The following is a 23,382-nucleotide window of genomic DNA, read 5'->3' as shown; positions in this document are numbered from 1 at the left end:
TGCGTCTCGATTGAAATGAGTACCCGCACACTCCCGGGAACCGCCAGGGAGTGTGCGGGCATCTCTGACTTAGCCGATCGAGCTGGTGTTCGACTGCGCGAGCAGCTGCGTGACGGCCGCGGCGCCACCGGCACCGAAGACGCTGGAGCCGCCCTGAGCCACACCAACCTGCGTCGCAGTGTTCGCCTGCGCGACGATGTTGTTGGACAGATTGCTCAGGTCGAAGAACCCGCCACACACGGCATCGAGTTCCATATCGATCAATTCACACGCTTCAATCATGACTTCTCTCCTTGGGTATACGTTGCTTAGCCGATCGAGCTGGTGTTCGACTGCGCGAGCAGCTGCGTGACGGCCGCGGCACCACCGGCACCGAAGACGCTGGAGCCACCCTGAGCCACACCAACCTGCGTCGCAGTGTTCGCCTGCGCGACGATGTTGTTGGACAGATTGCTCAGGTCGAAGAACCCGCCACACACGGCATCGAGTTCCATATCGATCAATTCAAACGCTTCAATCATGACTTCCCTCCTCAGATGTTTGTGGCTTAGCCGATCGAGCTGGTGTTCGCCTGCGCGAGCAGCTGCGTGGCGGCCGCGGCACCACCGGCACCGAAGACGCTGGAGCCGCCCTGAGCCACACCAACCTGCGTCGCATTGTTCGCCTGCGCGACGATGTTGTTGGACAGATTGCTCAGGTCGAAGAACCCGCCACACACGGCATCGAGTTCCATATCGATCAATTCACACGCTTCAATCATGACTTCCCTCATCAGTGGTTGCTGTGAACGGCACCTGGCTCAAACCAAACCAGCGCCTCACTGCCCGTGTTCTTACCGGAGAGTGGCTCTCCTATCTGTGAGACGAATCACGCACGCTCCACAGTGCTCGTCAGCCCTGGCTGCGATATCACCCGTCGGATTTATCACCCGCTGGATTTGCGCTGAATGTGCGCGCGACTTTTGCGCCCACGTCGCTTCTGCTCCTCTATCATCCGGAGGTGCAGACGCATTGGTGCGGAGCCGACGCTCATCTGAGCTGAAGCTGCACTCCTCCGCCGCATCTGGAAGCGATGGCCGGCCATCACGCTGCTTTGAATAGCGCGATGGACCGCTCGATGAGCCGCCTGCTGTGGCGTCGTTCCCGGCACACACCGGAAGCCGTTGCGAGAAATGCCCCACTGACAGGCCGCGCCCCCGCGCCAGCTCCTTGGGCGACACATCACCGAGGTTCGCAAGAAGCATTTCGAGCGTCGCTCCTGTTCTCGAGTACGTCGTGCTCACGGTCGGGGTGCTCGCTCAGACCGATGAAGGCATGCGGCTGGTGTCGCGGCTGGTCCAGGTGGGCTCGTGAAACCGGTCAGCTGGGTCGGGATGGCTGAGGGCGGGCAGCACCAAGCTCCCGAGGCTGGCAATCGTGACGGCGTTAACGCCTGCTCCAGGCTTGCAACTCAGGTCACACATGAGCGGCGCGTCGGCGATCGCGTCCAGCGCCGCATGCGGCCGATAGAAACCGAGAGCGTGAGAACCGTGGGTTCTCGTTTCAGGTCACGGAGAGAATCCTCACACCGGTCGTCGGCATCATCCGACTATTCCCGATTGGGAACATCGCCGGTTTTGAGGCAGGTACAGGGCACGGAACGGAGCTGCTTTCCACAAGTAGCGATCAACCTGGATAGGTCCATCGCCTTGCATGCTCTCCCCGCTGCCGTTGCGGCGCGACTCCGCTGGCTTTTATGCCGCACCTAAAGGCCAGGGTCGTAATCAGACTCGGATTTGCCAAGCGCGCTGCCGGCCAAGGCTCACCCGAGCGGTCTTGGGTCCGGAAAACTATCGCGACTTAAGGCCTCGGTCCCAACATTTCTTCCGCAAAGTGGCTGCGAACATGTCCATCAGGCCATGTACGTCACTCGCGTTCAGCACCGGCGGCCGGTCGCGCAGTTGCTCTGTCCGCAGCAGCATGCGACGCCTTCTCGGCTCGCCGCTCGTAGTCGTCGGCGAGAGCCTTGAGCTGGCCCGCAATCGCTCGGTCGGTCATAGTTTGGACAGCGCGGAGCAAGCTCTGCGCTACTATTAAGTATTCCTTGCCTCGTTGTGAAATCTGGGACGTCATCAAGCCCTCGCTCGGTTCTCCGGCACCTGGTCCAAAGCGATCAGCCAGGATAGCCAACTGCCATCACTTGCCCGGCGAGCTCTGCAGCGATCGACGCACTTCTTGGAACAGAGAGGGGTTCGCCACGAGTAGTGCCGGACGAGTCCAAACTTGCCATCACAAACTGCGCATCTTGCAGCTCTGCCAGATCCAACGCTCGCGTTGTCAGGGGTGCTTGTGTCCATGAGACTTCTCGGTTGAGATGAGTACCCGCACACTCCCGGGAGCCGCCAGGGAGTGTGCGGGCATCGCTGACTTAGCCGATCGAGCTGGAGTTCGACTGCGCGAGCAGCTGCGTGACGGCCGCGGCACCACCGGCGCCGAAGACGCTGGAGCCGCCCTGAGCCACACCAACCTGCGTCGCAGTGTTCGCTTGCGCGACGATGTTGTTGGACAGATTGCTCAGGTCGAAGAACCCGCCACACACGGCATCGAGCTCCATATCGATCAGTTCACACGCTTCAATCATGACTTCTCTCCTTGGGTTTTCGTTGCTTAGCCGATCGAGCTGGTGTTCGACTGCGCGAGCAGCTGCGTGACGGCCGCGGCACCACCGACACCGAAGACGCTGGAGCCACCCTGAGCCACACCAACCTGCGTCGCATTGTTCGCCTGAGCGACGATGTTGTTGGACAGATTGCTCAGGTCGAAGAACCCGCCACACACGGCATCGAGTTCCATGTCGATCAGTTCACACGCTTCAATCATGACTTCCCTCCTCAGATATTTGTGACTTAGCCGATCGAGCTGGTGTTCGACTGCGCGAGCAGCTGCGTGACGGCAGCGGCACCACCAGCACCGAAGACGCTGGAGCCGCCCTGAGCCACACCAACCTGCGTCGCATTGTTCGCCTGAGCGACGATGTTGTTGGACAGATTGCTCAGGTCGAAGAACCCGCCACACACGGCATCGAGTTCCATGTCGATCAGTTCACACGCTTCAATCATGACTTCCCTCATCAGTGGTTGCTGTGAACGGCACCTGGCTCAAACCAAACCAGCGCCTCACTGCCCGTGTTCTTACCGGAGGGTGGCTCTTCTATCTGTGAGACGAATCACGCACGCTCCACAGTGCTCGTCAGCCTTGGCTGCGATATCACCCGTCGGATTTATCACCCGCTGGATTTGCGCTGAATTTGGCGCGCGACCTTTGCTCCCACGGCGCTTCTGCTCCTCTATCATCCGGAGGTGCAGACGCATTGGTGCGGAGCCGACGCTCATCTGACGCGAGCTGAACGTATGCGAGGCAGTTGACCGCTGGATTGTCGTAGCGCGTTGCGCGCCCGACGACATTGGTGGATCCCGTTGAAGACGCGTTCAACGATATTGCGGGTTCAGTAGATGCATGGACGACTTTCGCAGGGATGTTGGCCCAGGCGCCATTCCTGATGGCGAGTTCTCCGAGCCAATCGGCGGCGTGTCAACCGCAGCAGTACCTGCTTAGTTGTGACAGCAAATGCGGGACATCGACCTGTGGAGGTCGTGATCCTTGCAGGCTAGCGCGAACAATTTGAGCGAAATTATCGGATGGGGCGGTTCACGTCGTATCGTACATTGCTGTCGCCGCCGCCCGCTGCGCCATTTCGCGGCCGCGCAGCAACCGCGTCGCTTTAGGAGCAAGACGGACATCGATTTCGGTACGCCGAGCCACCGGCTTGATGAGCTCACGGCCTAACAATACTTTGGCAGATTGTTGGTTGGCGATCGCGAAAGGATTCCCGAATCGATTTTTCAATGATTCATGGATCGTCGGAACTTGGAGGGCTGACCATGGTGGAATGGAGAGACGAGCTCAAACGCTGGCTGAAGCCATTCCCGGATCGGCTGGTCATGAGACCTGGCAGCGGATGTGTCCGGCTTGCGTTGCGCGATTGATCGACCCTGGTAGCCGCAACGGCGTTCAGCCGATGGCGGAACGCCTTGCAACGGGCACGGTTACCTGATTGAGGTGTACCCGCACACTCCCGGGAGCAGCCAAGGAGTGCGCGGGCATCTACGACTTAGCCGATCGAGCTGACATTCGCCTGAGCGAGCAGCTGCGTGAGGTTTGCGCTACCGCCATTGCCGAAGACACTGAAGCCGCCGACGGCAACACCAACCTGCGTAGCAATCTGCGGCTGTACGACGATATTGCCGGACAAGTTGCTCACGTCGAAGAGCCCCCCACCAGACACGGCGTCGAGTTCCATATCGATCAGTTCGCGCACTTCACTCATGATTCCCTCCTCAGGGGTTCGGGTGAACAACACATCTGGCTCAAAGCAAGCCGGTGCCTCACTACGCGTATTGATACTGGAGGATGGTTTTTCGATCTGTGACAGAAATCACGGGCGCCTCGCAACGGCAGTCAGCTTTGGCTACGATATGACGCCCCGCTGACTCCACGCCATGCGCGACTTTTTCTCCCACGTCCCTTCTGATTCATGCGGCATGGACTCTCGCATGCCTCAAACGACTCCGGCTGCCTCAGGCACACGTGTAAGGATTAAGCGCGGAGCCAAAGCCTGTTTGGCGCAAGCTGAACGAACGCGAGTTGGGTGCGTTCAACAACATTGCGAGTTCGGTAGAGGTAAGGGCTATTGACCCAACGCTGAGGCGAGACAGGAGCTTCCCGACAAGCCGACGCTCGCAGGCGTCGCCGCGAGCCGGATCGGCAGGCCGTTGGCATCAACGACCGCATGACTCCTGCAAGCGCGTCCATGATATGGCCCCGCTCGCCGGCCCTCCGCCAGCGAACGAAGCAAGTGATCATTGTGTCGTACGAATGGCTATCCGACGCTGGCTTGGGCGGTCAGGCGATCGGAATGCACACGAACTTCCGCGCGGTGGAGATGAGCAACAGGTACGCTCGTTGGGCATCGACACCGTGTCGAGAGCCTTCCCGAGCGCGTTGAGCGACGGTGCCCGTGTCCAAGAGAATTCTCGATTGAATTCGTCTCCGCCCCCTTCGGGAGCGGGCAAGGAGTGTTCGGGCATCGCAATTTAGTGGATGGAGCTGAAGTTCAGCTGGCCGAGCTGCTGTGTGACGCTGGCGTTATTGCCGATAGCTATGCCGATCTGCACAGCAATATTCTGCTCTATGACGATATTGCCGAAATTACCGAAATTGCCGAAGCTGAAGAGCCCGTGATGCCCATGATGTCCATGATGCCCATGATGACGCCCGTGATGTCCTCCGCTCACGGCGTCGAGTTCCGTATCGATCAGTTCACGCATTCCACTCATGATTTCCCTCCTTGGGGGGTTGCAATGAACAACATGTGGCTCGAACCATACTGGAGGGTGTCTTTTCCATCTGTGACGGAAATCACGGGCGGCGCTCGCAGCCCGCGTGTTCGATGCCATAACGGAATTCTGCTCGACATGCTCGCGGCCATCGCACGTAACGAAGACCGCCGCCGCCAGTAGGCGCAAGGGTAGGCCAAGACCAAGGCAGAGGGCCGCCGATGTCGAGCGCAACACGGCATTTCCCGCATGCTGACGGCCAAGAATGTCGTACGACGCTATTCAGTCCGCCACGGCATGCAGCCGCGCCACCATCGCGAAGATAGCTAGGAAAATGCCGCTGCGTAACTCAGGGGCAGGCCGAGGAGGCAATTCTCTACATTGTGAGCGCCGTCACGGAAGATTCGGGTCGATCTCTTCATCGTCTGGCTCATGGCTGCATGATGCGGCCCCAAAACGAAACGGCGGCGAGGAACACAGATGAACCTGAACCACATCTTTAGTCTTATCATCTTCGCGATCGGAGCGCTGTGCTTTGTGGCGTTCATAACCACCCTGAAGCCACCGCTGCATCACTCAGAAGTGGCAGTGGGTTCCATTTATGGCCGCGGGATGCCGACCTAGACTAGCCGATCAATATAGAATGCTCATACGGCCCCCCGTGGGGCAAAGGCGGGGCAATCCAGCCCCGCCACGATCAATAGACAGGCTTCCGGGCCTCCTTCCCTGTATCGCATTTGCAAGCACTGCAAGACGATGCCGCGTTCTGTTTCTATCTCTACCGGCGGTGCGCCCGCTTCCAGCGGCGGCGGGGCGAGCCGAGCCCGACCGAATGCAGGTACGATAGACAGCTGCCGCGGCGGTTTCGGCTGCTGACCGAGCAGGCACGGCTGACGCCCGCCATCGCCCTGACGCTGGCGTTGGATCCATGCCTTGTCCGTGGATGCGTGGTGCGCCCGATCACGGCGCGCGGGGCCACCAAACCGCACCATGTGCGGAGGATCACGGACAATCCGTCTTGCGGCCTAGTATGACTCCGGCATGCAGGGTCGGGCTTGCCCACCCGGATGTTCCAAGGAGGCGTACATGACTCAGGTCTATTTCCATTGCTCGAATGCTAAGGGAGTACTGATGGATCGTCGCGGTACATTCGTATCCGACCTGATCGAGGCGTGCGAGGAGGCCACCCGCAGGGTGCGATCCTTCGTCGTAGCTGCCAACCTGGAAGATTGGCGTCAGTGGGCCCTGCATGTCAGCGATGAGGCTGGGGACGAGATTTTCGTTCTGCCGTTCGCATTCGTGCTCGGCAGGCCGCACTGAGAGAATGCCATGTCGTCGGGGCTGCCATCATTCATACTTCTTCGTAAGGGGGTGAATGCGATCACGACAGCAATCATCCGGCGTGCCTTCGCCGGAGCGGTTCTCGCCCAACGGCACTCCCATCGCAGCCTGGCCCCAAACTCAAGAACAGCCTGCGACTCCAAACGGTACATTTGGGAAGGACCACCTAAAGCTCTTGCCTCCGAGAGTCGTGCTGCGCCTCTCTAATCGAGCTTGCGGATGAGGCGGAGCAGCCAAGCCAGTCGCGGCCACAGGTGCGGGTGTGTGTCGTCGCGGCGCCGGCATCATAGTAGTCGCGGACCGTCGCGCGGCGCGCAAGCAGCACTTCGGAATCGCGGCGCTCTAAAGTCGCGCGCGATCAGCCGCCTCGGTCTCAACCGCTTTGCCGATCAGAAGATTGATCGGAACGCCTTGTGCGCTGCCGCAGATCAACAGTCCCGAGCCTGATGATCCAGATGCCACGATGCGGCATTGATCCTCGTCCTTGATCAACATGCCTTCCAGCCGCCCGGACGACACTTTCAGCTGCATGCGCGCCTGCTTTTGCTCTACGCCATTGACGCTGCACAAGCCGACGTGGCGCAGCGTAACCGTCCCTGAATATTCTGCACCTAGACGTGTAACGGTTTTCGCGAGATTTCCCGTTATCTCCCATTCGTGCAGATAGCCGATTTGCCCGCTGGCAGAGTAGGACTGCGCCCGAGCGGCAGGGGCTGCGGCAAACAACACAAATATCGCCACGACGATCGCGCGTATCGTTTCCGCGCACGGCATGATTACTGCAACTCCCGCACGACGCGAAAGCCGTTGGCGTAGTAACGCACGTCGACGTCGTAGCGAAACCTCGCCGAAGATCTGACGTCGCTGGCCTTGCTGAGGAAGTTCCCCCCGCGCAGCACCCGCAGACGGCAGTCGCCCGACGTCCAGGGCGACGCGTCCTTCGGCGCATTGCGATATGAATCGTTCCAGCAATCCTCGACCCATTCCGCAGCGTTGCCAGAAGTGTCGTAAAGCCCGAAGCCATTTGGCCGGAACGAGCCCACTGGCACGACCTGCTGCTTGATCGGACTACCACAGCCCTCGCACTGGGCATGACCCGCGCCGGCCTCTTTGCCCCACCAGAATGACGTTCTGGTTCCCGCGCGCGCGGCATACTCCCATTCCGCTTCGCTGGGCAGACGGTATTTCTGTCCGGTCCTCTGCGACAGCCAGGCGACATACAGCTTGGCGTCTTCCCAGCTGACATTGATGACTGGGCGGTCGCCGCGGCCCCAGCCGTGATCCTCGGGGCGCACTTTGCACGCGCCGGCATCGGCGCACGGATCCCACTCCGCGAACGTCACCTCGCGGCGCCCGATGGCGAAGGGCTTGCGAATGCTGATCAGGTGCTCGGGCTTCTCATAGGGCGTGTCATTGGATCCCATCACGAAGTCTCCCGGCGGCACAACCACGAGCTCGGCGCAATTATCGCAATCGCGAAACAGCTCCCCCGGATCCAGACTGGCGCCCTGTTGTTGAGCCACTCTGGTGCCGGATGGCACGGACGGTTGGTCGCCAGACGGGCCGCTGCTCAGCCCTCGCTGGGCGCCTGCCGCAGCACTTGCAAATAGCACTGTGAGAAAAATCACAGACAAGACGGCGGATTTCATATTGTGATCTCCGGTCGGCTCGAACGATCGGGAGTATGCACACGTCACATTCAATGTCGCATAGCATGCTTCATTCGGCCGCGACCGGCAAGGCGCCGGTCGCGCCGCGGGATTTGAGTTTACATTGGTCGGTAAAGGAATATCGTTCCATCCTCGTTCGTTTTTCCGGACGGGCATATTATCGAAGCTTGCAATTATTTCAGATTCCCGCGGCTTCTGCGGTCCAGATTGTGGTCCATGCATTGGGAAGATTGCGATGATGCAACGATTGCTGATATCGATTCTGGCTCCAATTATCGGCGGTTTGATGCACTGCCACGCCGCACAGGCCCAGGCCCAGATGGGCGGACCGACGCCGTCGCCACCCGGGGCCGCCGTCTATTTCATCGGCTTGAAGGATGGCGACACGCTGCCAACCAAGACCACTCTCCATTTTGGTCTGCGTGGCATGGGCGTTGCGCCCGCAGGTTCGGACCGCGCCAACAGCGGTCACCATCATTTGATCGTCGACTCGCCAACGCCGGCGCTGAATGCCGAAATTCCCAACGATTTCCAGCACCTCCATTTCGGCGCGGGACAGACCGAGGCAGAAGTTTCGCTGACGCCCGGCGAGCACACGTTGCAGTTGGTATTCGCCGACAAGAATCACGTGCCGCATTCGCCGCCGGTGATCTCCGAGCGAATCAAGGTCAAAGTGGCTGACCAAACTGGCCCCGCGGTGACTCAAGCAGCTCCGGCGGCTGGCGGACGTCGTTCCTCGCCGAAGGACGCTAAGGTCTATTTCATCTATCCGAAGAACGGCTCCTATATTTCTCCGAACCCGGTTATCCGCTTCGGCTTGTTGAACATGGGCGTGGCGCCGGCGGGCTACGACAAACCCAACACCGGCCATCATCATTTGATTGTCGATGCCGAGTTACCTCCGCTGAACCAACCGATCCCGAACGACTTCAACCACCTGCACTTCGGCGCAGGCCAGACCGAAGCGAAGGTCACGCTCCCGATCGGCCAGCACAAGCTGCGCCTGCTGTTCGCCGATTATGCCCACGTGCCGCACGATCCAGCGGTGTTCTCCGAAGTCATCAACGTCACGGTGACGGAGAGCGGTCAGCCGCCGAGAAAGCGAAAGTACCGCCATCGCTCCTGGCGGAGTTACGGATATTGATGCAGCGATGAAACCACGCCGGCTCCTGATCTACGTCCTCTGCCTCATCGTCAGCGCGATGCTCGCCGATGCGGCCGCAGCGGAGCGTCGGGTCGCGCTGGTGGTCGGAATCTCCGCCTATACGAACGCACCGACGCTGTCCAATACCGGCAACGACTCCAAGGCGATCGCGGCGCTGTTCAAGTCCATCGGTTTCGACACCGTAATTTCGCGCAGCGATCTCGGCGTCGTCGACTTCAAGCGCACTGTGCGCGAGTTTCTCATTACTGCAGAGAACGCCGATGTGGCGGTGGTCTATTACGCCGGCCACGGCATCGAGATCGGCGGCATGAATTATCTGATACCGATGGATGCCAGGTTGAGCCACGACTACGACGTCGACGATGAGGCTATCGCGCTCGATCGCATCATCTGGGCGCTGCAACCGGTACGCCGCCTGCGTTTGATACTGCTCGACGCCTGCCGCGACAACCCGTTTGCGGCCAAGCTGCGGTCCGCAAGCCGCTCGCCGACCAGAGGCGGACTTGCGAAGCTTGATGAAATCAGTGCCGATACGCTGGTGGCCTTCGCCGCCAGGGCCGGCTCGATTTCCTATGACGGCGACGGCGTGAATAGTCCCTATGCAACCGCGCTGCTCCGGCACCTTGCCGAGCCCGGTGTCGACATCCGGATCGCGCTTGGCCGCGTGCGCGATGAGGTTATCACCATGACCGGTGGACGGCAGGAGCCGTTCATCTATGGCTCTCTCGGCGGCGCGACCATCTCCCTGGTGCCGCAGCTCGGTGCGACAAATGCCGCGCCGGCATCGTCACCCCAGGCCGCTCCACCAGTTTCGGCGCCGGCCTTGCCGAAGCCGGTCGGAGTCAATCCGACGCCGCCAAGCGCGCCGCCGGCGGTGAAGGCGGAACTGCCCAAGGCGGCGCTTCCCGCACAGCCGGCCCCCGAAACCACGGACCCCTGTGTCCGCGACGAAGCGAGGCTGGCGCGTCTGCGTGCCACCCCTGCGCCGGACGAGATCACTAACTTCCAACGCGAGGTCGCCTGCAAGCGGCTGCGTCCACAAGTACAGCGTCTGTTTGAGAGTATTGTTAGCAATACCGCTCTGCCTCCTGGTGGAAATGCGGCGCCGCAAGCGGCTCCGAAGCAGCAGGCGCAAAATGAGTCTGTCCGTTCCGAGGATGCTTGCACCCGCGACATGGCGCGGTTACAGAGCGTGCGCGCTGAGCCTACGGTCGAGGCGATCACCAAGCTCGAGAGAGAATTGGGCTGCGAGCGGCTCCGGTCCCAGCTCCGCCGATTGCGCGAGAGCCTCGCTCCTTGATCTCGTCTGGACACTTCACGATGTGTCCATGACATTTCTCGATTGAAATTTTTGCCTGCCCCCGGGAAGCAGCCCAACTCGAAGGCGGGTTCCGCCTGGAGTTCCGCGCCAAAAGCGGCCTCTTCCGCGAAAGAGCCAGTCACTCAATTACTCGACAACATTCGCTCGAGTGCGTCGCTGTCGAGATCAGTCGCGTTCGAAGACTTTGGCGCCAGGGTAAGCTCGCCGGGCGTACGTGACGACCAGCTCCCGGTCCTGAATCGCCAGGAACGGAGTTCGGAGCTGGCACGATCCGACGATAAGGTGCCACAAGCCATCAAGTCTTTTAATCACGACGTTCATAGTGCGCTCCTCGAAGAACAGCAAAACAACTGATCGACGCGACAATCTTACAAGTCACGCGCTAGGGCCGTGATCCTAATCACATAATGTGACGCACCCCGCCGAGATCGTGCGAGATGAAGAGGTAGGCGCGCCTCAGCTCGCGCTGCAGATCGACCAGGGGGTTGAGAACCTGCGCCGGCATGCTGTCGCAATCTTCGGTGCCACGTTACTCGCCGCGGTGATGGAGCACCTTCGTCATGTAGTCGAAGTTCCAGTGACGCGCATCACGGTCGTTGCCCCTGGGATCGGCTATCCCTGGACGTGTGTTGGGAAGCACGTTCCAGAGACAACCGTTACTCTTCATTGAACCTCGGAGGTTAAATGACTCGGATTAGAATTTCCCATAGCTGGCGGACCATTCGCGGTGCTCATATCCGTATCGTCCATCGGCGTAAGGTCGCGGTTAAGTCGGGCTCAAGCATTGTTCGATCTGCATGTCGGGGAATGGCCACTTCTGGCAACGAAGGGGCAACTATAAAGCTGAAGGTATCGTCATCATCGTGATCGTCGTCCTGCCAGCAGATGGCGACGACAGCTAGGCCGCCCTGATCGGCGGCCTCTTTTGTTTTTGCCGCAACCGTCGGCGGGGTGTCGCCAGCCGTTGGCGGTGCTTCTTGCGGTGAGACCGGCGCCGGTGCCTCGTTCGGCGAGTCTCTTCGCCCTCACCGAAGGCCGACCTCGGAAAAAAATCTGGGCGTCTGGGTGGGCGTTTAACGGGAAAGGCGGTCAAACTAGAATTCGCCCTGCTGCCCGGTAGAGCGCTCGAGTGCGAGCGCGATCACATCGCACAGCCTCCAAGTCTGGCAACATAAAGAGCGGATCAGCACCCACAGACCAGGAGACTACACATGATCGACGACAGCAAAATTGCCAAGGACGATGCCAACGGCGTCGGAAGTGCGCGGAAATCCGGGCAACGAAAGGTTTTCAAGACAGGAGGCAGGAAATGAGTCCTCTTTCGGTTATCGGCTGGGACATTATCGGGTGGGATAGCCTCACGCCGCAGGGCGTTCGGTTCGGCATTGCGACCATCCTTGCGCTGTTTGCGGTGGGCCGCCCCGGGCCGTCAGTCTTTGAGTTTTTTGCCGGCCTGATCTGCATCCTGGGTGCTGGGCTCATGGTGGCGCAGGCGGTCTCGCTTGGTTGACTCCTCGCGGCCGGGTTTGCTCTCGGCACCCACATGTAACGGAGGCGACCATGGCTCAGCAACAGCGGGAAAGCCTGCGCGCGTCAACGAGGAATAACGGCAGTCGCTTCGATCTCGACGCGCGCTGCTGGCTCGACAAGACGTACGACCTGGACGAGCGCCATGCTCGGGTAGTGGACGCCGACGACGTCACGATAGGCTTTGCCGAGCATCTTGAGATTGGAAACGTATTCGTCCATGTCGACGACATACCAGGTCAGGCGCACGAGATGTTCGGGTCCAGCACCGCCCTCCGCCAGGATCGCCACGATGTTTTCGAGAGTCTGCCGCACCTGCGCGACAAACCCGTCCGCAAATTGACCGGCAACGTCCCAGCCAACGACACCACCGGTCACGACGAGGCGTCCTTCGGCCATGATGCCGTTCGCATAGCCCTTCGGCTGCGGCCAGCCGCCAGGCTGAAGCACCCGCAGACCACGGGTCGCGGCGGTCAGTGTGAGCTCTTCTTGTTTCATTGTGCTAAAACTCTCTGCAATCAGCGCGGCTTCAGCAGCTCACGCGCCACGATCAGCTTCTGAACCTCGGTCGCGCCCTCGTAGATGCGAAGCGCGCGGATTTCGCGATAGAGGCTTTCGACGACCTCCCCCTTGCGCACGCCACGACCACCGAACATCTGTACGGCCCGATCGATGACGCGCTGCGCGGTTTCGGTGGCGGTTAGCTTTGCCATCGCGGCTTCGCGGGTGGTGGGTAATTTCTGAACGTCGCGGCGCCAGGCCGCGCGATAGGTCAAGAGCGCTGCTGCATCGACGTCCGTTGCCATGTCGCCGAGCGTGGCCTGGGTCAGCTGGAGATCACCCAACGTCGCCCCAAACATGCGCCGGCTGCGCGCATGCGACAGCGCCTCGTCAAGTGCGCGCCTCGCAAAGCCGAGGGCCGCCGCGGCGACCGAGGCACGAAAGATGTCGAGCGTCTGCATCGCGAGCTTGAATCCGCCACCTGGCGCGCCGAGACGCCGGCTTGCCGGGATCCGGCAGTTCGTGAAGCGCAGTGTCGCGAGCGGATGCGGGGCGATGACATCGATACGCTCGGCGATGCTGAAACCGGGATCACTGGGGAAGACGACGAAGGCCGAAATGCCCCGGGCGCCCGGCGCCTCGCCAGTGCGCGCAAACAGCGTGTAAACGTCGGCGATCCCGCCGTTGGAGATCCAAGTCTTCTCGCCATCGATGACGTAGTCGTGACCATCGGCGCGCGCGGTGCAAGACATCGCCGCGACGTCCGATCCCGCGTCCTTCTCCGACAACGCGAAGGCCGAAAGCCATTCGCCCGACCGGACTTTCGGCAGAACGGTCTCGCGGAGCTCCGCGGAACCGCCGAGCGCGATTGCGCCGGAGCCAAGCCCCTGCATGGCAAAGGCAAAATCGGCTAGACCGTCGGCATAGGCGAGCGACTCGCGCGACAGGCAGATCGAGCGCGAATCGATCGTAGCCGCATCACCGTCAGGTGCAGCGACCGCACAATCGAGCAACCCCGCCTCGCCCATCGCACGCACGAGCTTGCGACAGGCGCCGTCGACGTCGCTGTGATCGATCTTGTCGAGAACTCCCGACTGCACGAAGCGGTCGAGCGCCTCGCCGATCGCGTGATGACGCGGCTCGAAGAACGGCCAGTCGAGCCACTCGCGCCGGATGACCTTTGCAACGGAGCTCATATGTTCCCTCCTCCGCTCATTGGGCGGCAGCCGCTGCAGCGGCGCGTGCCAGATTGGTTTCGTATTGCCCCTTGGCCGATAGATATTGCTTCGGCCAACCGACTGCAGTGATGCCGATACGTGCTGCTTCGTGCAGCGTCCAGGCAGGATCGGCAAGATGCGGCCGCGCAATGGCGCAGAGATCGGCGCGGCCTGCGGCGAGGATCGAGTTGGCGTGATCGGCCTCGGAGATCGCACCGACAGCGATGGTCTCGATACCGACCTCGTTGCGAATCAGATCGGCGAAAGGCGTCTGGAACAGGCGACCATAGATCGGCCGCTCCTCCTTCCAGACCTGCCCCGACGAGCAGTCAACCACATCGGCACCGGCCTCCTTGAACATCGCAGCGAAGATTGCCGCGTCGGCCGGCGTGTTGCCGCCTTCGGTCCAGTCGTGGCACGACAGCCGCACCGACATCGGCCGATCCGACGGCCACACCGCACGCATGGCGCGAAAGACCTCCAGCGGAAAGCGCGCACGTTTCTCGTGGCTGCCGCCATATTCGTCATTCCGCCGGTTGGTCAGTGGCGACAGGAAGCTCGACAGCAGATAGCCGTGGGCGCAATGGAGCTCGAGCCACTCGACGCCGGCCGCCGCCGCCCGGCGCGTGGCCGCGACGAAATCGTCGCGCACGCGGTCCATGTCGCTGCGGTCCATCGCCCGCGGCACCTGTCCGTTGGGCAGGTAGGCCAGCGCCGATGCCGAGATCAGCGGCCAATTGCCCGTCTCCAGCGGCTGGTCGATCCCCTCCCACGCGAGCCTGGTCGATCCCTTCCGCCCGGCATGGCCGAGCTGAATGCCGACCTTGGCGTGTCCGAGGCTGTGGATCAGTTCGACCAGCCGGCGCCATTGCGCCGCTTGCTCATCGTTCCAGAGCCCAAGGCAGCCCGGTGTGATCCGGGCATCCGGCGAGATGCAGGTCATCTCGGCGAAGATCAGCGCGGCGCCCCCCATGGCACGCGCGCCGAGATGAGCGATGTGGAAGTCGTTGATGAGCCCGTCCTGCGCCGAATACATTGCCATCGGCGAAACCATGATGCGGTTCGCAAGCGACAAGCCACGCACGCTGTGCGGCGTCAGCATCGGCGGCGGGACACGTTCGCCGTCCTTGACGGCGATCCCCGAGCGCGCGGCGAACCAGCGCTCAAAACCCTCCAGCCAGGTGCGATCACGCAGGCGGAGGTTTTCGTGGCTGATGCGCTGTGAGCGCGTCAGCATCGAATAGAAAAATTGCGGCGGCTCCAGCGTATCGGCATAGCGGTGGCCAACCACCTCGAACCATTCCATGGCGTTGCGCGCCGCATTCTGGATGCGCGCGACATCGACACGGCGCACCTCCTCGTAGGCTTCCAGCACAACCCCGATGTTGTCGCCGCCATGACCGTGACGGTCAAATTGGTTGGCTAGCTCGATGGCGTCGTCGAGCGCGAGCTTGGTGCCCGAGCCGATCGCGAAATGCGCGGTGTGTGCCGCATCGCCCATCAGCACGACATGGGAGCGGCCGTTGAACACGCTCCATTTGCCGCAGATCAAGCGGCTGAAATTGAGCCAGGCCGACCCGCGCAGATGGCGCGCGTTGGTGAGGAGCTTCGCGCCGTCGAGCGTCTCGGCGAAGACCTTTTCGCAGAACTCGATTGATCCTTGTTGATCGAGCTCGCCAAGCCCGTGGGCGTTGTAGGCCTCTTCCGTGGTCTCGACGATGAAGGTCGCGGTCTCGGCGTCGAACTTGTAGATATGCGCCTGGAACCAGCCATGCTCGGTCTTCTGAAAATCGAACGTGAAGGCGTCGAACGGCCTCTTGGTGCCGAGCCAGATGTAGCGGTTCGGCCGGATCACCATGTCAGGCTGGAATTGCTCGGCATAGCGGGCGCGGATCCTGGAATTGACGCCATCGCAGGCGACGATCAGGTCAGCATCGGGAAACTCGAGATCGGACTCCACGTCTCGCTCGAAGACGAGCTCGACGCCCAGCGCCTCGCAGCGCCGTTGCAGGATGTTGAGCAGGTGCTTGCGCCCAATACCGATGAAGCCATGGCCAGTAGTACGCTGGCGAGTCCCCTTGAAGACGAGCTCGATGTCGTCCCAGTGGTTGAAGGCGTCCTCGATCTCGGTCGCACTTTCGGGATCGGCAACGCGCATCGCCGACATCATCGCGTCGGAGAACACAACGCCCCAGCCGAACGTATCGTAGGGCTTGTTGCGCTCGACGACGGTAATGATGTGCTCCGGATGGCGGCGCTTCATCAGGAGGCCGAGATAGAGCCCGGCCGGGCCGCCACCGATACAGACTATGCGCATGATCCCTCGCTTTCGCGCGCCGCGCCATTTGCCGAGCTGCAAACCCCCGGGAATGCCGATCCACAAATTATTTTAAGCATAAAATATTTCGACGGCGCACGGATTGTCAAGATGCCTGTCGGCGGCTTTTGAGATCGCCACCAAGCGTTGCTACAATCTTGTGACTGGCTGCAGATTTACTGCAAGGCCAGGCCGATTCTCCGGGGATTCCGCCAAGCCTTGAATTTACTTTTGGCACGAACTATCTTGCAGATGTTCATGACGCCGCCCGTTCTCGACGGGCGGGACGCTCCCAGGAGATTCGATTTGGCACTCGCGAAGGAGTCCCCGCCTGTTTCGCCCAGGAATGGGGCAGACCAGGTGGCCGAGTACAGGGCCCAAACGCGGCTTTGGCTCCGGCTGCTGGCCTGCACGACCCTGATCGAGGGCGAGCTGCGGCGCCGGTTTCGCGACGAATTCGACTTCACCATGCCTCGCTTCGACGTGCTGGCCCAGCTCGACCGCGAGCCGAGCGGACTTGTGCTGGGAGAGCTGCCCAAGCGCCTGATGGTATCAGCCGGGAACCTCACGCCGATCGTGGACCGCCTGGTCGAGGACGGTTACATCACCCGCACGCCGTCGACGCTCGACCGCCGCGTGCAGATCGTCTGCATGACGGTCGAGGGCCGAAAGGCCTTCCGGCGCATGGCAAAGAGCCATGGCTCATGGCTCGCGGAGCTGCTGGCGGAATTCCCGGCTGAAAGGCTCGACGGGTTGATCGGTGAGCTCGACCAGCTAAAGGGCGCCGTCAGGGACTCGCTGGAAAAGCGGTGAAGCCCCGCGGCGTCGGACGTTAGCGCCGCACTTTGATTCCAGCCGCCTCGCGGTCCCAAATATCCGTCGTCACGCCCGCCTCGCGCAGTACGCCCTTCTTGATCTTGCCGTTCTCCGTCAGAGGCATCTGGCCCACAATCCGCACGTAGCGGGGAATGGCGAAATAGGCGATCTTCCCTTCGCAATGACGGATGATTTCGATCGGCTCGATCGATTGGTCGGGCTCCGGCAGGATCGCGACTGCAACCTCGTCCTCGCCCAATTCCGAAGGCAGCGGATAGATCGCGCAGGCCGCGATCGCGGGATGGGACTGGATGGCCTGCTCCACCTCCCATGAAGAAACATTCTCGCCGCGCCTGCGGATCGAATCCTTCATGCGATCGATGAAGCGATAATGCCCGTCCGGATCGCGGACCACGCGATCACCGGAGTGGAACCACAGGTTTCGCCAGGCCTCGACCGTCTTCTCCGGCATGCCGAAATAGCCGGTCGCGAATGCAAAGGGCTCCTTGGCGCGCAGCAGCAGCTCTCCGGCCTGCCCGACCGGAAGCTCCGCATCGTCGGCATCGACGATCCGGGCTTCGATGCCATCAGCGAGATATCCCATCGTCCCCGGACGGTCGGACGGAATCGCGCCCGCGAACACGAAATTGGTCTCCGTCGATCCGTAACCGTCGACCAGCGGCACGCCAAACCGTTCAAGAAACGGCGTGTGGATCTGCGGCGGCACACCGCCGCCGAGGGCGACGCGAAGCCGATGCGCTCTGTCGTCTCCGGTCTTGGGCTGCGCCAGCAGCATCGATGCCATGGCGCCGAGCAGATAGCCGACGGTCGCATCGTGCCGTCGCGCGGCAGCCCAGAAGCCGGAGGCGGAGAATTTCGGCTCCAGCACGTAAGTGCATCCGTTCAGCACGGCCTGATAGAGCGCATTCAACGCGTTGGTGTGGAACAGCGGCAGCGTCGTGAACAGCACGTCACCTTCGCGGATGCCGAGTGCCCGGGCCGAGTAGATGCCCCACCAGAACAATTGCGCCTGCGGGCAGCACACGCCCTTGGCGGGGCCCGTCGTGCCGGACGTGTAGAGAATGGCTACCGTGTCGCCAGGCCGCACCTGACTGGCGGACGCTCGATCGTTCAGAGCGGGCAGCGGAACTGGCGAGATCTTCCCGCTGTCTGCCTCAGCGGCAGTCCCGATCATCCAGACCTGCGAAGGAAGCTCAACGTCCGCCTCGACAGTGTCAATCGCGGCAAGAAACGGCGCTTCGACGACGAGGAGAGAGGGCTGCGAATTGAGGAAGATGTGGGAGAGCTGGAATCCACGCAGCGCCGTGTTGATCGGCACCACGATCGCACCGAGCCAGGCACATCCGAGGAAGACCTGAAGAAATTCCGGCCGGTTGGAGCACATCAGGGCGACCCGGTCGCCGGGCTGGATCCCAGCGTCGACGAGCGCCTGCGCCGATGCAGCCGCGATCGCGGCGGTCTGCGCGTAGGTCCAGCGCGTCTCCCCCGAGACGAGCAGGGCGCGATCCCCGTAGCGTTCGGCCTGCCGCGTGAGGATGGTGGAGAGGATCCGGTCAGACGGTGGAAACAGCTCCACCGCGCGGGCCCAAGCCGGCGCCGCAGCCGCCTCCCCGGCCCCCGACATCGCGCTGGGCTCCGCCATATGCGCCTCGCTCACGGCAGCAGTTTGTATTTGCCGTCTTCGATCTGAACCAGAATGCGCGCACGAGCGTCGACGCCGTGCCGATCCGCCGGCGTATAGGTGTAGACGCCTTGTGTCCCCACCACGTCCTTGATCGTGAACAGCGCCTCGCGCAGCGCGTTGCGGAACTCCGGCGTGCCCGGCTTGGCGCCGGTCGCCATCGCGCGCTTGGCTGCGTCGACGAACACCAGCCAGCCGTCAAAGGAGTATGACGAGAACGAATCCGTCGGGGCCTCGCCATTCGCCTTCTCGAACGCCGACCGGAAATCCAGCGCGACCTTCCGGATCGGATTGCTGGCTGGAAGTTGCTCGGCCGCGGTCACCGGTCCGGTCGGGCAGATGATGCCGTTGGCGGCCTTGCCCGCAAGGCGCAGGAAATCGGCGCTGATGAGCCCGTGATTGCCGTAGAGCGGTCCTTTATATCCGCGTTCGGACAAGCCGATGACCGGCAACGCGCCGGGCGTACCGGTGCCGCCGAGCATGATGGCGTCAGGGCGCGCGGCGACCGCGCGCAGCACCTGGGCCGTCACCGAGGAATCCGATCGCGCATATCGTTCGTTCGCGATGACCTTGATATCGGCCGCCTTCGCACTCTGCTCGAGCGAACTGTACATGAGGTCGCCGAACGCATCGGAGAAGCCGATGAAGGCGACGGTTTTCAACCCGTGAGCCTTCATATGATCGACGATGCCCTGGACGAGGAGCGGCGTTGGCTGCGGCGTCTGCACGACCCAGGGGCCGCCATCGCCTGATGGCACCGGCGCGATCGGGGACACCGCAATCATCGGGATCTTCATCTCGATCGCCGCGGTCGCCATCGCCAGCGTCTGGGGTGCGCCTGACGTGCCGATGAGAATATCGACCTTCTCCTGCTCGACAAGCTTGCGCGCATTGCGCGCCGACGCCGTCGGATCGGAGCCATCGTCGAGCTGAATCAGGCGAAGCTTCTCGCCACCGACCTCGCCGATATAGGCTTGGCCCGCCGCAATCCCCTTCCCGTTCGGAATCCCGATCGACGACACCGGTCCGCTGAGGCCGGTCACGAAGCCGACGAGAATGTCCGCTTGCGCGATCTCTGGCACGGCAATGAGCAGCACGGTGGAAGCCAGCAGGCTCTTCATCAAGTTCATGGCACCTGTCTTTCGTGAGTGGTTTCTTCTCTTGTCTCGTTCGGCAAGCGCCATGCCTTCGTCAATTCGACCCAACCAGCGCAATGACCCGGAGCGGACTGCCGGAGCCGTTCTGGATCTTCAGGGGCGAGGCCACGATGACGGCGCCGGTGGCCGGAAGCTGGTCCAAATTGCAAAGGCATTGCAGGCCGTAGCGGCCCGCACCGTGCAGGAAGTGATGCGCCGGATAAGGCGGCTCGAAATGTCCGGCCTGCCCCGCATCGGTGCCGATGGTCTCGGTGCCGAAGCCGATGATGCCGCGCTCCTCCACCAGCCACTTCATGACCGCGGGGTTCGGGCCCGGCGTGTGCGCACCGTCGTCCCTGAGGTTGGAATAGTCGCGCCAGCCCTTCTTGGACCAGTCGGTGCGCAGCAGGACCCAATGGCGCGCAGGGATGCGCCCGTGCTTCGATTCCCAAGCCTCGACGATCGGTACCGTCAGCACGAAGTCGGGATCCTGCGCGGCTTCCGTGGAGCAGTCGATGACGCAGGCCGGAGCGATCATGTCCTTGGCCGGCATCGTGTCGACGGCATTGTTCGGCAGATCCTTGCCGGTGAACCAGTGGATCGGCGCATCGAAATGCGTGCCGGTGTGTTCGCCAAACGTCACGTTGTTCCAGTACCAGGCCGGGCCACGACCATCGTATCGCGAGATTTCCTGGATGCGGACAGGCGCCGCCTGGCCAAACTCCGGCGGCAGCACGATGACCGGAAAATCCGGGCTGAGCGTAAAGGTCAGATCGACGACGCGCACGGCGCCGGAAGAAATTGCACCGGCCAGCTCCAGGAGATTCTTGCTTTGCATAGTCACGTCCTCCGGCTTGGTTGAAATCAGCCCCTCACCTGTCGAGCTCGCGCTCGAGCGCTTTCGGATTGGCCGCGAGACGCTGCCGGATTTCTTCGGCGACGTCCCCGACATACATCTCTTCGAGCCCGCCTCTGAGCCCCGACACGATCGCCTGCGCGATCGCGCGCGGCGCGACCTTTGGCGGCGGCACGGTCTGGAACCACTCGGTGTCGACAGGCCCGGTGAACAGGTTCATGACCTTGATGCCGCCCGGCCGCAGCTCCGCGCGAAGGCAGTGCGAGAGAGACAGGCACGCAGCCTGCGAGGCCGAGTAAGCGCCAAAGGCCGGCCAGTTCGCGAGCGCGTAGACCGACAGGATGTTGACCCATGCGACGCTGTTGTTGACGCCGTCGGCGCCGCGCATCCGCATGGCGGGCCCAAAGGCCTGTGCGAGGTTGATGAAGCCGAGATAGGCCTGGTCGATCTCGTCCCGCGCGATGCTCGTCCCCTTGCGATCGAGCAGACCACCCGCTCGCACATACTCGGTCGTATTGACGAGGATATCCACCTTGCCACCGATGTCGGCGGCAAGATCAGCGGCAGATTTTTCATCGGCCGCGTCGAGCGTGACGACCTCAACGCCCTCTTGCCCGCGCAGCAGATCCTCGCCGGCAAACGGCCGCCAGGGTTCGGCCACGCCAACGAACACCGTCTTGGCGCCCGCGGCCTTCAACGCCGCGACGGCCTCCTGGCCGACTACGCTGCGGCCGTTGGTGACGAGCACCCGCCTGAATTTCGGATCGGCCGTCATTTCCCGCCATTGCCTGTCGTCTGCCATGTTGGGAGTCTCCCCCTCGGGTCGGGCAAAGGCCACCGCCTGACCGCTCTTGTCGAGCTGAAACGACATGCGGACCGGCGCGCCCTCGGCGCAGTCGGCATGGAGATGCGCGACGATCGTCGGGCCGCAGTCCATCTTGACGAGACCGATCCGCCAGGGCGCGCGTTCGCGGAAATAGACGTCGCTCGGCACGCGCGCGGTCGTCTCGGCGAGAAGCGTGCCCCGGCCCGGCGCGTCCGCAAACGCGAGCGCGGGTGACAGGCAGGACGGACAAGCATCCCGCGCCGGATAAGCGAAAGCGCCGCAGGCGTCGCAGCGCTGGAGCATGAAGCGCCCCTCGGCCGCCGCCCGCGTGAACCCGTGCGATGTCCGGCTACGCGGCCTCGGGGGCGATGCCGGGAGCCGCGTCCGCAGCAGCGGGTTCTTGCGGCGGGGCGGCTTGATCGGATCGATCATCGTGAAGGCCCTGCAAAGATCGCGGCGCCCGAGGCGAGGCCACGGTCATAATTGATCATACCGAACCCGGAGGCCAAGCCGAGGCGCGCATTCCTGACCTGCGTGGGACCCGCGGTTCCCAGGACCTGCCGCAGCCCCTCGACGAGACCAAGATAGGCACCGGCGGCGCCAGCCTGTCCGACGGAGAGCTGTCCGCCCGAACTGTTGTGCGGGAAATCGCCTTCAATGGTGAGATCGTGCGCGCGGACGAACTCCGCACCCTCGCCCTTCTTGCAAAAGCCGAGATCCTCGAACTGCATCATCGTGATGACGGGATAGTCATCGTAAGTCTGGACGATATCGAGATCGTCGGGCTTCACGCCGGCCATGGCATAGAGCTCGCCGACGTCCATCGCCCAGCCACCACGCACCTGCATCGGGTCGTCCGCAAAGGCGTTGTGCCGTTCGATCGTCGACAGCAGTCGCGCCGCGGGCAGCCCAAGCGATGCGGCGGTCTCCTCGCGCATCACCAGAAAAGCTTCCGCGCCCGCGCAGGGCATCACGCAATCAAAGAGGTGGATCGGGTCGGAAATCGGCCGCGCCGCCAGATATTGTTCGAGCGTCAGCGGCACTTTCATCAGGGCGTGCGGATTACGTAGCGCATTGGCGCGCTGAGCGACCGCGATCCTGCCGACGTCCTCGCGCGTGACGCCGAAGCTCCGCATATAGTTGCGCGCAATCAGCGCGAAGCTCGCATTGGCGCCGCCCGCGCCGTAAGGATAGACGGCGTCCTGGTTGAAGCGCGAGAAATTCTCGAGCGTCAGGCGGAAGGAATCTACATGGTTGGTGTCGCCCGCCACGCAGGCGACGATGTCGGCGTCACGAGCCTGGACCGCGCGCGCAGCCTTCCGCAAGCCCGCGATGGCGCTGGCGCCGCCAAGCGGAATCGTGTCGAGCCAGCGGACGCAAAGACCAAAATGCTGCGTCAGCCCGATGCCGCTGTCGGTGCCCATGGTGAAGCTCGAGACGCAAAGACCGTCGATATCAGAGGCCTTGATGCCGGCCTGGGCTACGAGCTCGCCAAGCGCACGGCCAATCCACCATTGCGCGCTCTCGATGGAATAGCGCGCATAGGGAATCGTGACGGGAGCCGCCATCACGATGCCGTCGTACGGTGTGCGCTGGGAATTCTTCACCGGTCG

25 protein-coding genes are annotated in these 23,382 nt (G+C 62.3%); 7 read left to right on the top strand and 18 right to left on the bottom strand.

Annotated elements, in window-relative coordinates:
* Positions 1-69: 69 nt before the first annotated feature.
* The 8 genes from NLM25_RS17770 to NLM25_RS17725 all read right to left on the bottom strand — a co-directional run bounded on the left by NLM25_RS17770 (position 70) and on the right by NLM25_RS17725 (position 4,365).
* Positions 70-282, bottom strand: coding sequence for a hypothetical protein (locus NLM25_RS17770; protein WP_254118190.1), 213 nt, complete (start codon positions 280-282; stop codon positions 70-72).
* A 26-nt stretch (positions 283-308) separates the two neighbouring features.
* Complete coding sequence (locus tag NLM25_RS17765; RefSeq protein WP_254137841.1) at positions 309-521, bottom strand: hypothetical protein; 213 nt, start codon at positions 519-521, stop codon at positions 309-311.
* Positions 522-547: 26 nt separating this feature from the next.
* The gene (locus tag NLM25_RS17760; protein WP_254137840.1) at positions 548-772 is read right to left on the bottom strand and encodes a hypothetical protein; all 225 of its coding nucleotides are present in this window, start codon (positions 770-772) and stop codon (positions 548-550) included.
* A gap of 1,634 nt (positions 773-2,406) precedes the next feature.
* Complete coding sequence (locus NLM25_RS17755; RefSeq protein WP_254137839.1) at positions 2,407-2,619, bottom strand: hypothetical protein; 213 nt, start codon at positions 2,617-2,619, stop codon at positions 2,407-2,409.
* A gap of 26 nt (positions 2,620-2,645) precedes the next feature.
* Complete coding sequence (locus NLM25_RS17750) at positions 2,646-2,858, bottom strand: hypothetical protein (RefSeq protein ID WP_254137838.1); 213 nt, start codon at positions 2,856-2,858, stop codon at positions 2,646-2,648.
* A 26-nt stretch (positions 2,859-2,884) separates the two neighbouring features.
* Positions 2,885-3,109, bottom strand: coding sequence for a hypothetical protein (locus tag NLM25_RS17745; protein ID WP_254137837.1), 225 nt, complete (start codon positions 3,107-3,109; stop codon positions 2,885-2,887).
* A gap of 577 nt (positions 3,110-3,686) precedes the next feature.
* Positions 3,687-3,884, bottom strand: coding sequence for a hypothetical protein (locus NLM25_RS17735; RefSeq protein ID WP_254137836.1), 198 nt, complete (start codon positions 3,882-3,884; stop codon positions 3,687-3,689).
* Between the two features lie 265 nt (positions 3,885-4,149).
* Positions 4,150-4,365, bottom strand: a complete 216-nt coding sequence (locus NLM25_RS17725) for a hypothetical protein (protein WP_254118188.1) — start codon at positions 4,363-4,365, stop codon at positions 4,150-4,152.
* A 748-nt stretch (positions 4,366-5,113) separates the two neighbouring features.
* Here NLM25_RS17725 and NLM25_RS17720 point away from each other — a divergent pair.
* The 3 genes from NLM25_RS17720 to NLM25_RS17710 all read left to right on the top strand — a co-directional run bounded on the left by NLM25_RS17720 (position 5,114) and on the right by NLM25_RS17710 (position 6,694).
* Positions 5,114-5,557 carry a hypothetical protein gene (locus NLM25_RS17720; RefSeq protein WP_254137835.1) on the top strand — a complete coding sequence of 148 codons (444 nt, stop codon included), beginning with the start codon at positions 5,114-5,116 and terminating at the stop codon, positions 5,555-5,557.
* Positions 5,558-5,854: 297 nt separating this feature from the next.
* Positions 5,855-5,998 (top strand): hypothetical protein, encoded by a 144-nt coding sequence (locus tag NLM25_RS17715; protein ID WP_254137834.1) that lies wholly within the window; start codon positions 5,855-5,857, stop codon positions 5,996-5,998.
* 462 nt (positions 5,999-6,460) lie between these two features.
* Entirely contained in the window at positions 6,461-6,694 is a 234-nt protein-coding gene (locus tag NLM25_RS17710; protein WP_254118186.1) for a DUF6894 family protein, read from the top strand.
* Between the two features lie 363 nt (positions 6,695-7,057).
* Here NLM25_RS17710 and NLM25_RS17705 read toward each other — a convergent pair whose 3' ends face one another.
* Positions 7,058-7,489, bottom strand: a complete 432-nt coding sequence (locus NLM25_RS17705; RefSeq protein WP_254137833.1) for a hypothetical protein — start codon at positions 7,487-7,489, stop codon at positions 7,058-7,060.
* A gap of 2 nt (positions 7,490-7,491) precedes the next feature.
* Complete coding sequence (locus tag NLM25_RS17700; protein ID WP_254137832.1) at positions 7,492-8,364, bottom strand: formylglycine-generating enzyme family protein; 873 nt, start codon at positions 8,362-8,364, stop codon at positions 7,492-7,494.
* A 256-nt stretch (positions 8,365-8,620) separates the two neighbouring features.
* Between NLM25_RS17700 and NLM25_RS17695 the strand changes: the two genes are divergently transcribed.
* The 3 genes from NLM25_RS17695 to NLM25_RS17680 all read left to right on the top strand — a co-directional run bounded on the left by NLM25_RS17695 (position 8,621) and on the right by NLM25_RS17680 (position 12,381).
* On the top strand, positions 8,621-9,529 hold the full coding sequence (locus NLM25_RS17695) for a DUF4399 domain-containing protein (protein WP_254137831.1): 909 nt from the start codon (positions 8,621-8,623) through the stop codon (positions 9,527-9,529).
* 58 nt (positions 9,530-9,587) lie between these two features.
* Positions 9,588-10,850 carry a caspase family protein gene (locus tag NLM25_RS17690; protein ID WP_254137830.1) on the top strand — a complete coding sequence of 421 codons (1,263 nt, stop codon included), beginning with the start codon at positions 9,588-9,590 and terminating at the stop codon, positions 10,848-10,850.
* Positions 10,851-12,180: 1,330 nt separating this feature from the next.
* A complete protein-coding gene (locus NLM25_RS17680; protein ID WP_254137829.1) occupies positions 12,181-12,381 on the top strand; it encodes a hypothetical protein in 201 nt (66 codons plus the stop codon).
* A gap of 83 nt (positions 12,382-12,464) precedes the next feature.
* Here the strand turns inward: NLM25_RS17680 and NLM25_RS17675 are convergent, their stop codons facing one another.
* The 3 genes from NLM25_RS17675 to NLM25_RS17665 are packed head-to-tail and all read right to left on the bottom strand — an operon-like array spanning position 12,465 to position 16,433.
* Positions 12,465-12,896, bottom strand: a complete 432-nt coding sequence (locus NLM25_RS17675) for a RidA family protein (RefSeq protein ID WP_254137828.1) — start codon at positions 12,894-12,896, stop codon at positions 12,465-12,467.
* 20 nt (positions 12,897-12,916) lie between these two features.
* Positions 12,917-14,095: an acyl-CoA dehydrogenase family protein gene (locus tag NLM25_RS17670; RefSeq protein ID WP_254137827.1), complete on the bottom strand. Its 1,179-nt coding sequence runs from the start codon at positions 14,093-14,095 to the stop codon at positions 12,917-12,919.
* A 16-nt stretch (positions 14,096-14,111) separates the two neighbouring features.
* Positions 14,112-16,433 (bottom strand): bifunctional salicylyl-CoA 5-hydroxylase/oxidoreductase, encoded by a 2,322-nt coding sequence (locus NLM25_RS17665; RefSeq protein WP_254137826.1) that lies wholly within the window; start codon positions 16,431-16,433, stop codon positions 14,112-14,114.
* A 360-nt stretch (positions 16,434-16,793) separates the two neighbouring features.
* On the opposite strand from NLM25_RS17665, the gene NLM25_RS17660 reads away from it, so the two are divergent.
* On the top strand, positions 16,794-17,246 hold the full coding sequence (locus NLM25_RS17660) for a MarR family transcriptional regulator (protein ID WP_254137825.1): 453 nt from the start codon (positions 16,794-16,796) through the stop codon (positions 17,244-17,246).
* A gap of 19 nt (positions 17,247-17,265) precedes the next feature.
* On the opposite strand, the gene NLM25_RS17655 is transcribed toward NLM25_RS17660, so the two are convergent.
* From NLM25_RS17655 to NLM25_RS17635, 5 genes are all read right to left on the bottom strand, one after another.
* The gene (locus NLM25_RS17655; protein WP_254137824.1) at positions 17,266-18,912 is read right to left on the bottom strand and encodes an ATP-dependent acyl-CoA ligase; all 1,647 of its coding nucleotides are present in this window, start codon (positions 18,910-18,912) and stop codon (positions 17,266-17,268) included.
* A gap of 11 nt (positions 18,913-18,923) precedes the next feature.
* Positions 18,924-20,081: an ABC transporter substrate-binding protein gene (locus NLM25_RS17650; RefSeq protein ID WP_254118175.1), complete on the bottom strand. Its 1,158-nt coding sequence runs from the start codon at positions 20,079-20,081 to the stop codon at positions 18,924-18,926.
* Between the two features lie 61 nt (positions 20,082-20,142).
* Positions 20,143-20,925 (bottom strand): cyclase family protein, encoded by a 783-nt coding sequence (locus NLM25_RS17645; protein WP_254137823.1) that lies wholly within the window; start codon positions 20,923-20,925, stop codon positions 20,143-20,145.
* Positions 20,926-20,959: 34 nt separating this feature from the next.
* Positions 20,960-22,201 carry an SDR family NAD(P)-dependent oxidoreductase gene (locus NLM25_RS17640; RefSeq protein ID WP_254137822.1) on the bottom strand — a complete coding sequence of 414 codons (1,242 nt, stop codon included), beginning with the start codon at positions 22,199-22,201 and terminating at the stop codon, positions 20,960-20,962.
* Entirely contained in the window at positions 22,198-23,376 is a 1,179-nt protein-coding gene (locus NLM25_RS17635) for a thiolase family protein (protein ID WP_254137821.1), read from the bottom strand. The genes NLM25_RS17640 and NLM25_RS17635 overlap by 4 nt, the downstream gene beginning before the upstream one ends.
* Positions 23,377-23,382: the final 6 nt, after the last annotated feature.

Origin of the sequence: Bradyrhizobium sp. CCGB01 (genome assembly GCF_024199795.1) — a bacterium.
Classification (GTDB): domain Bacteria; phylum Pseudomonadota; class Alphaproteobacteria; order Rhizobiales; family Xanthobacteraceae; genus Bradyrhizobium.
This window is presented reverse-complemented; position numbering and strand designations above follow the sequence as displayed.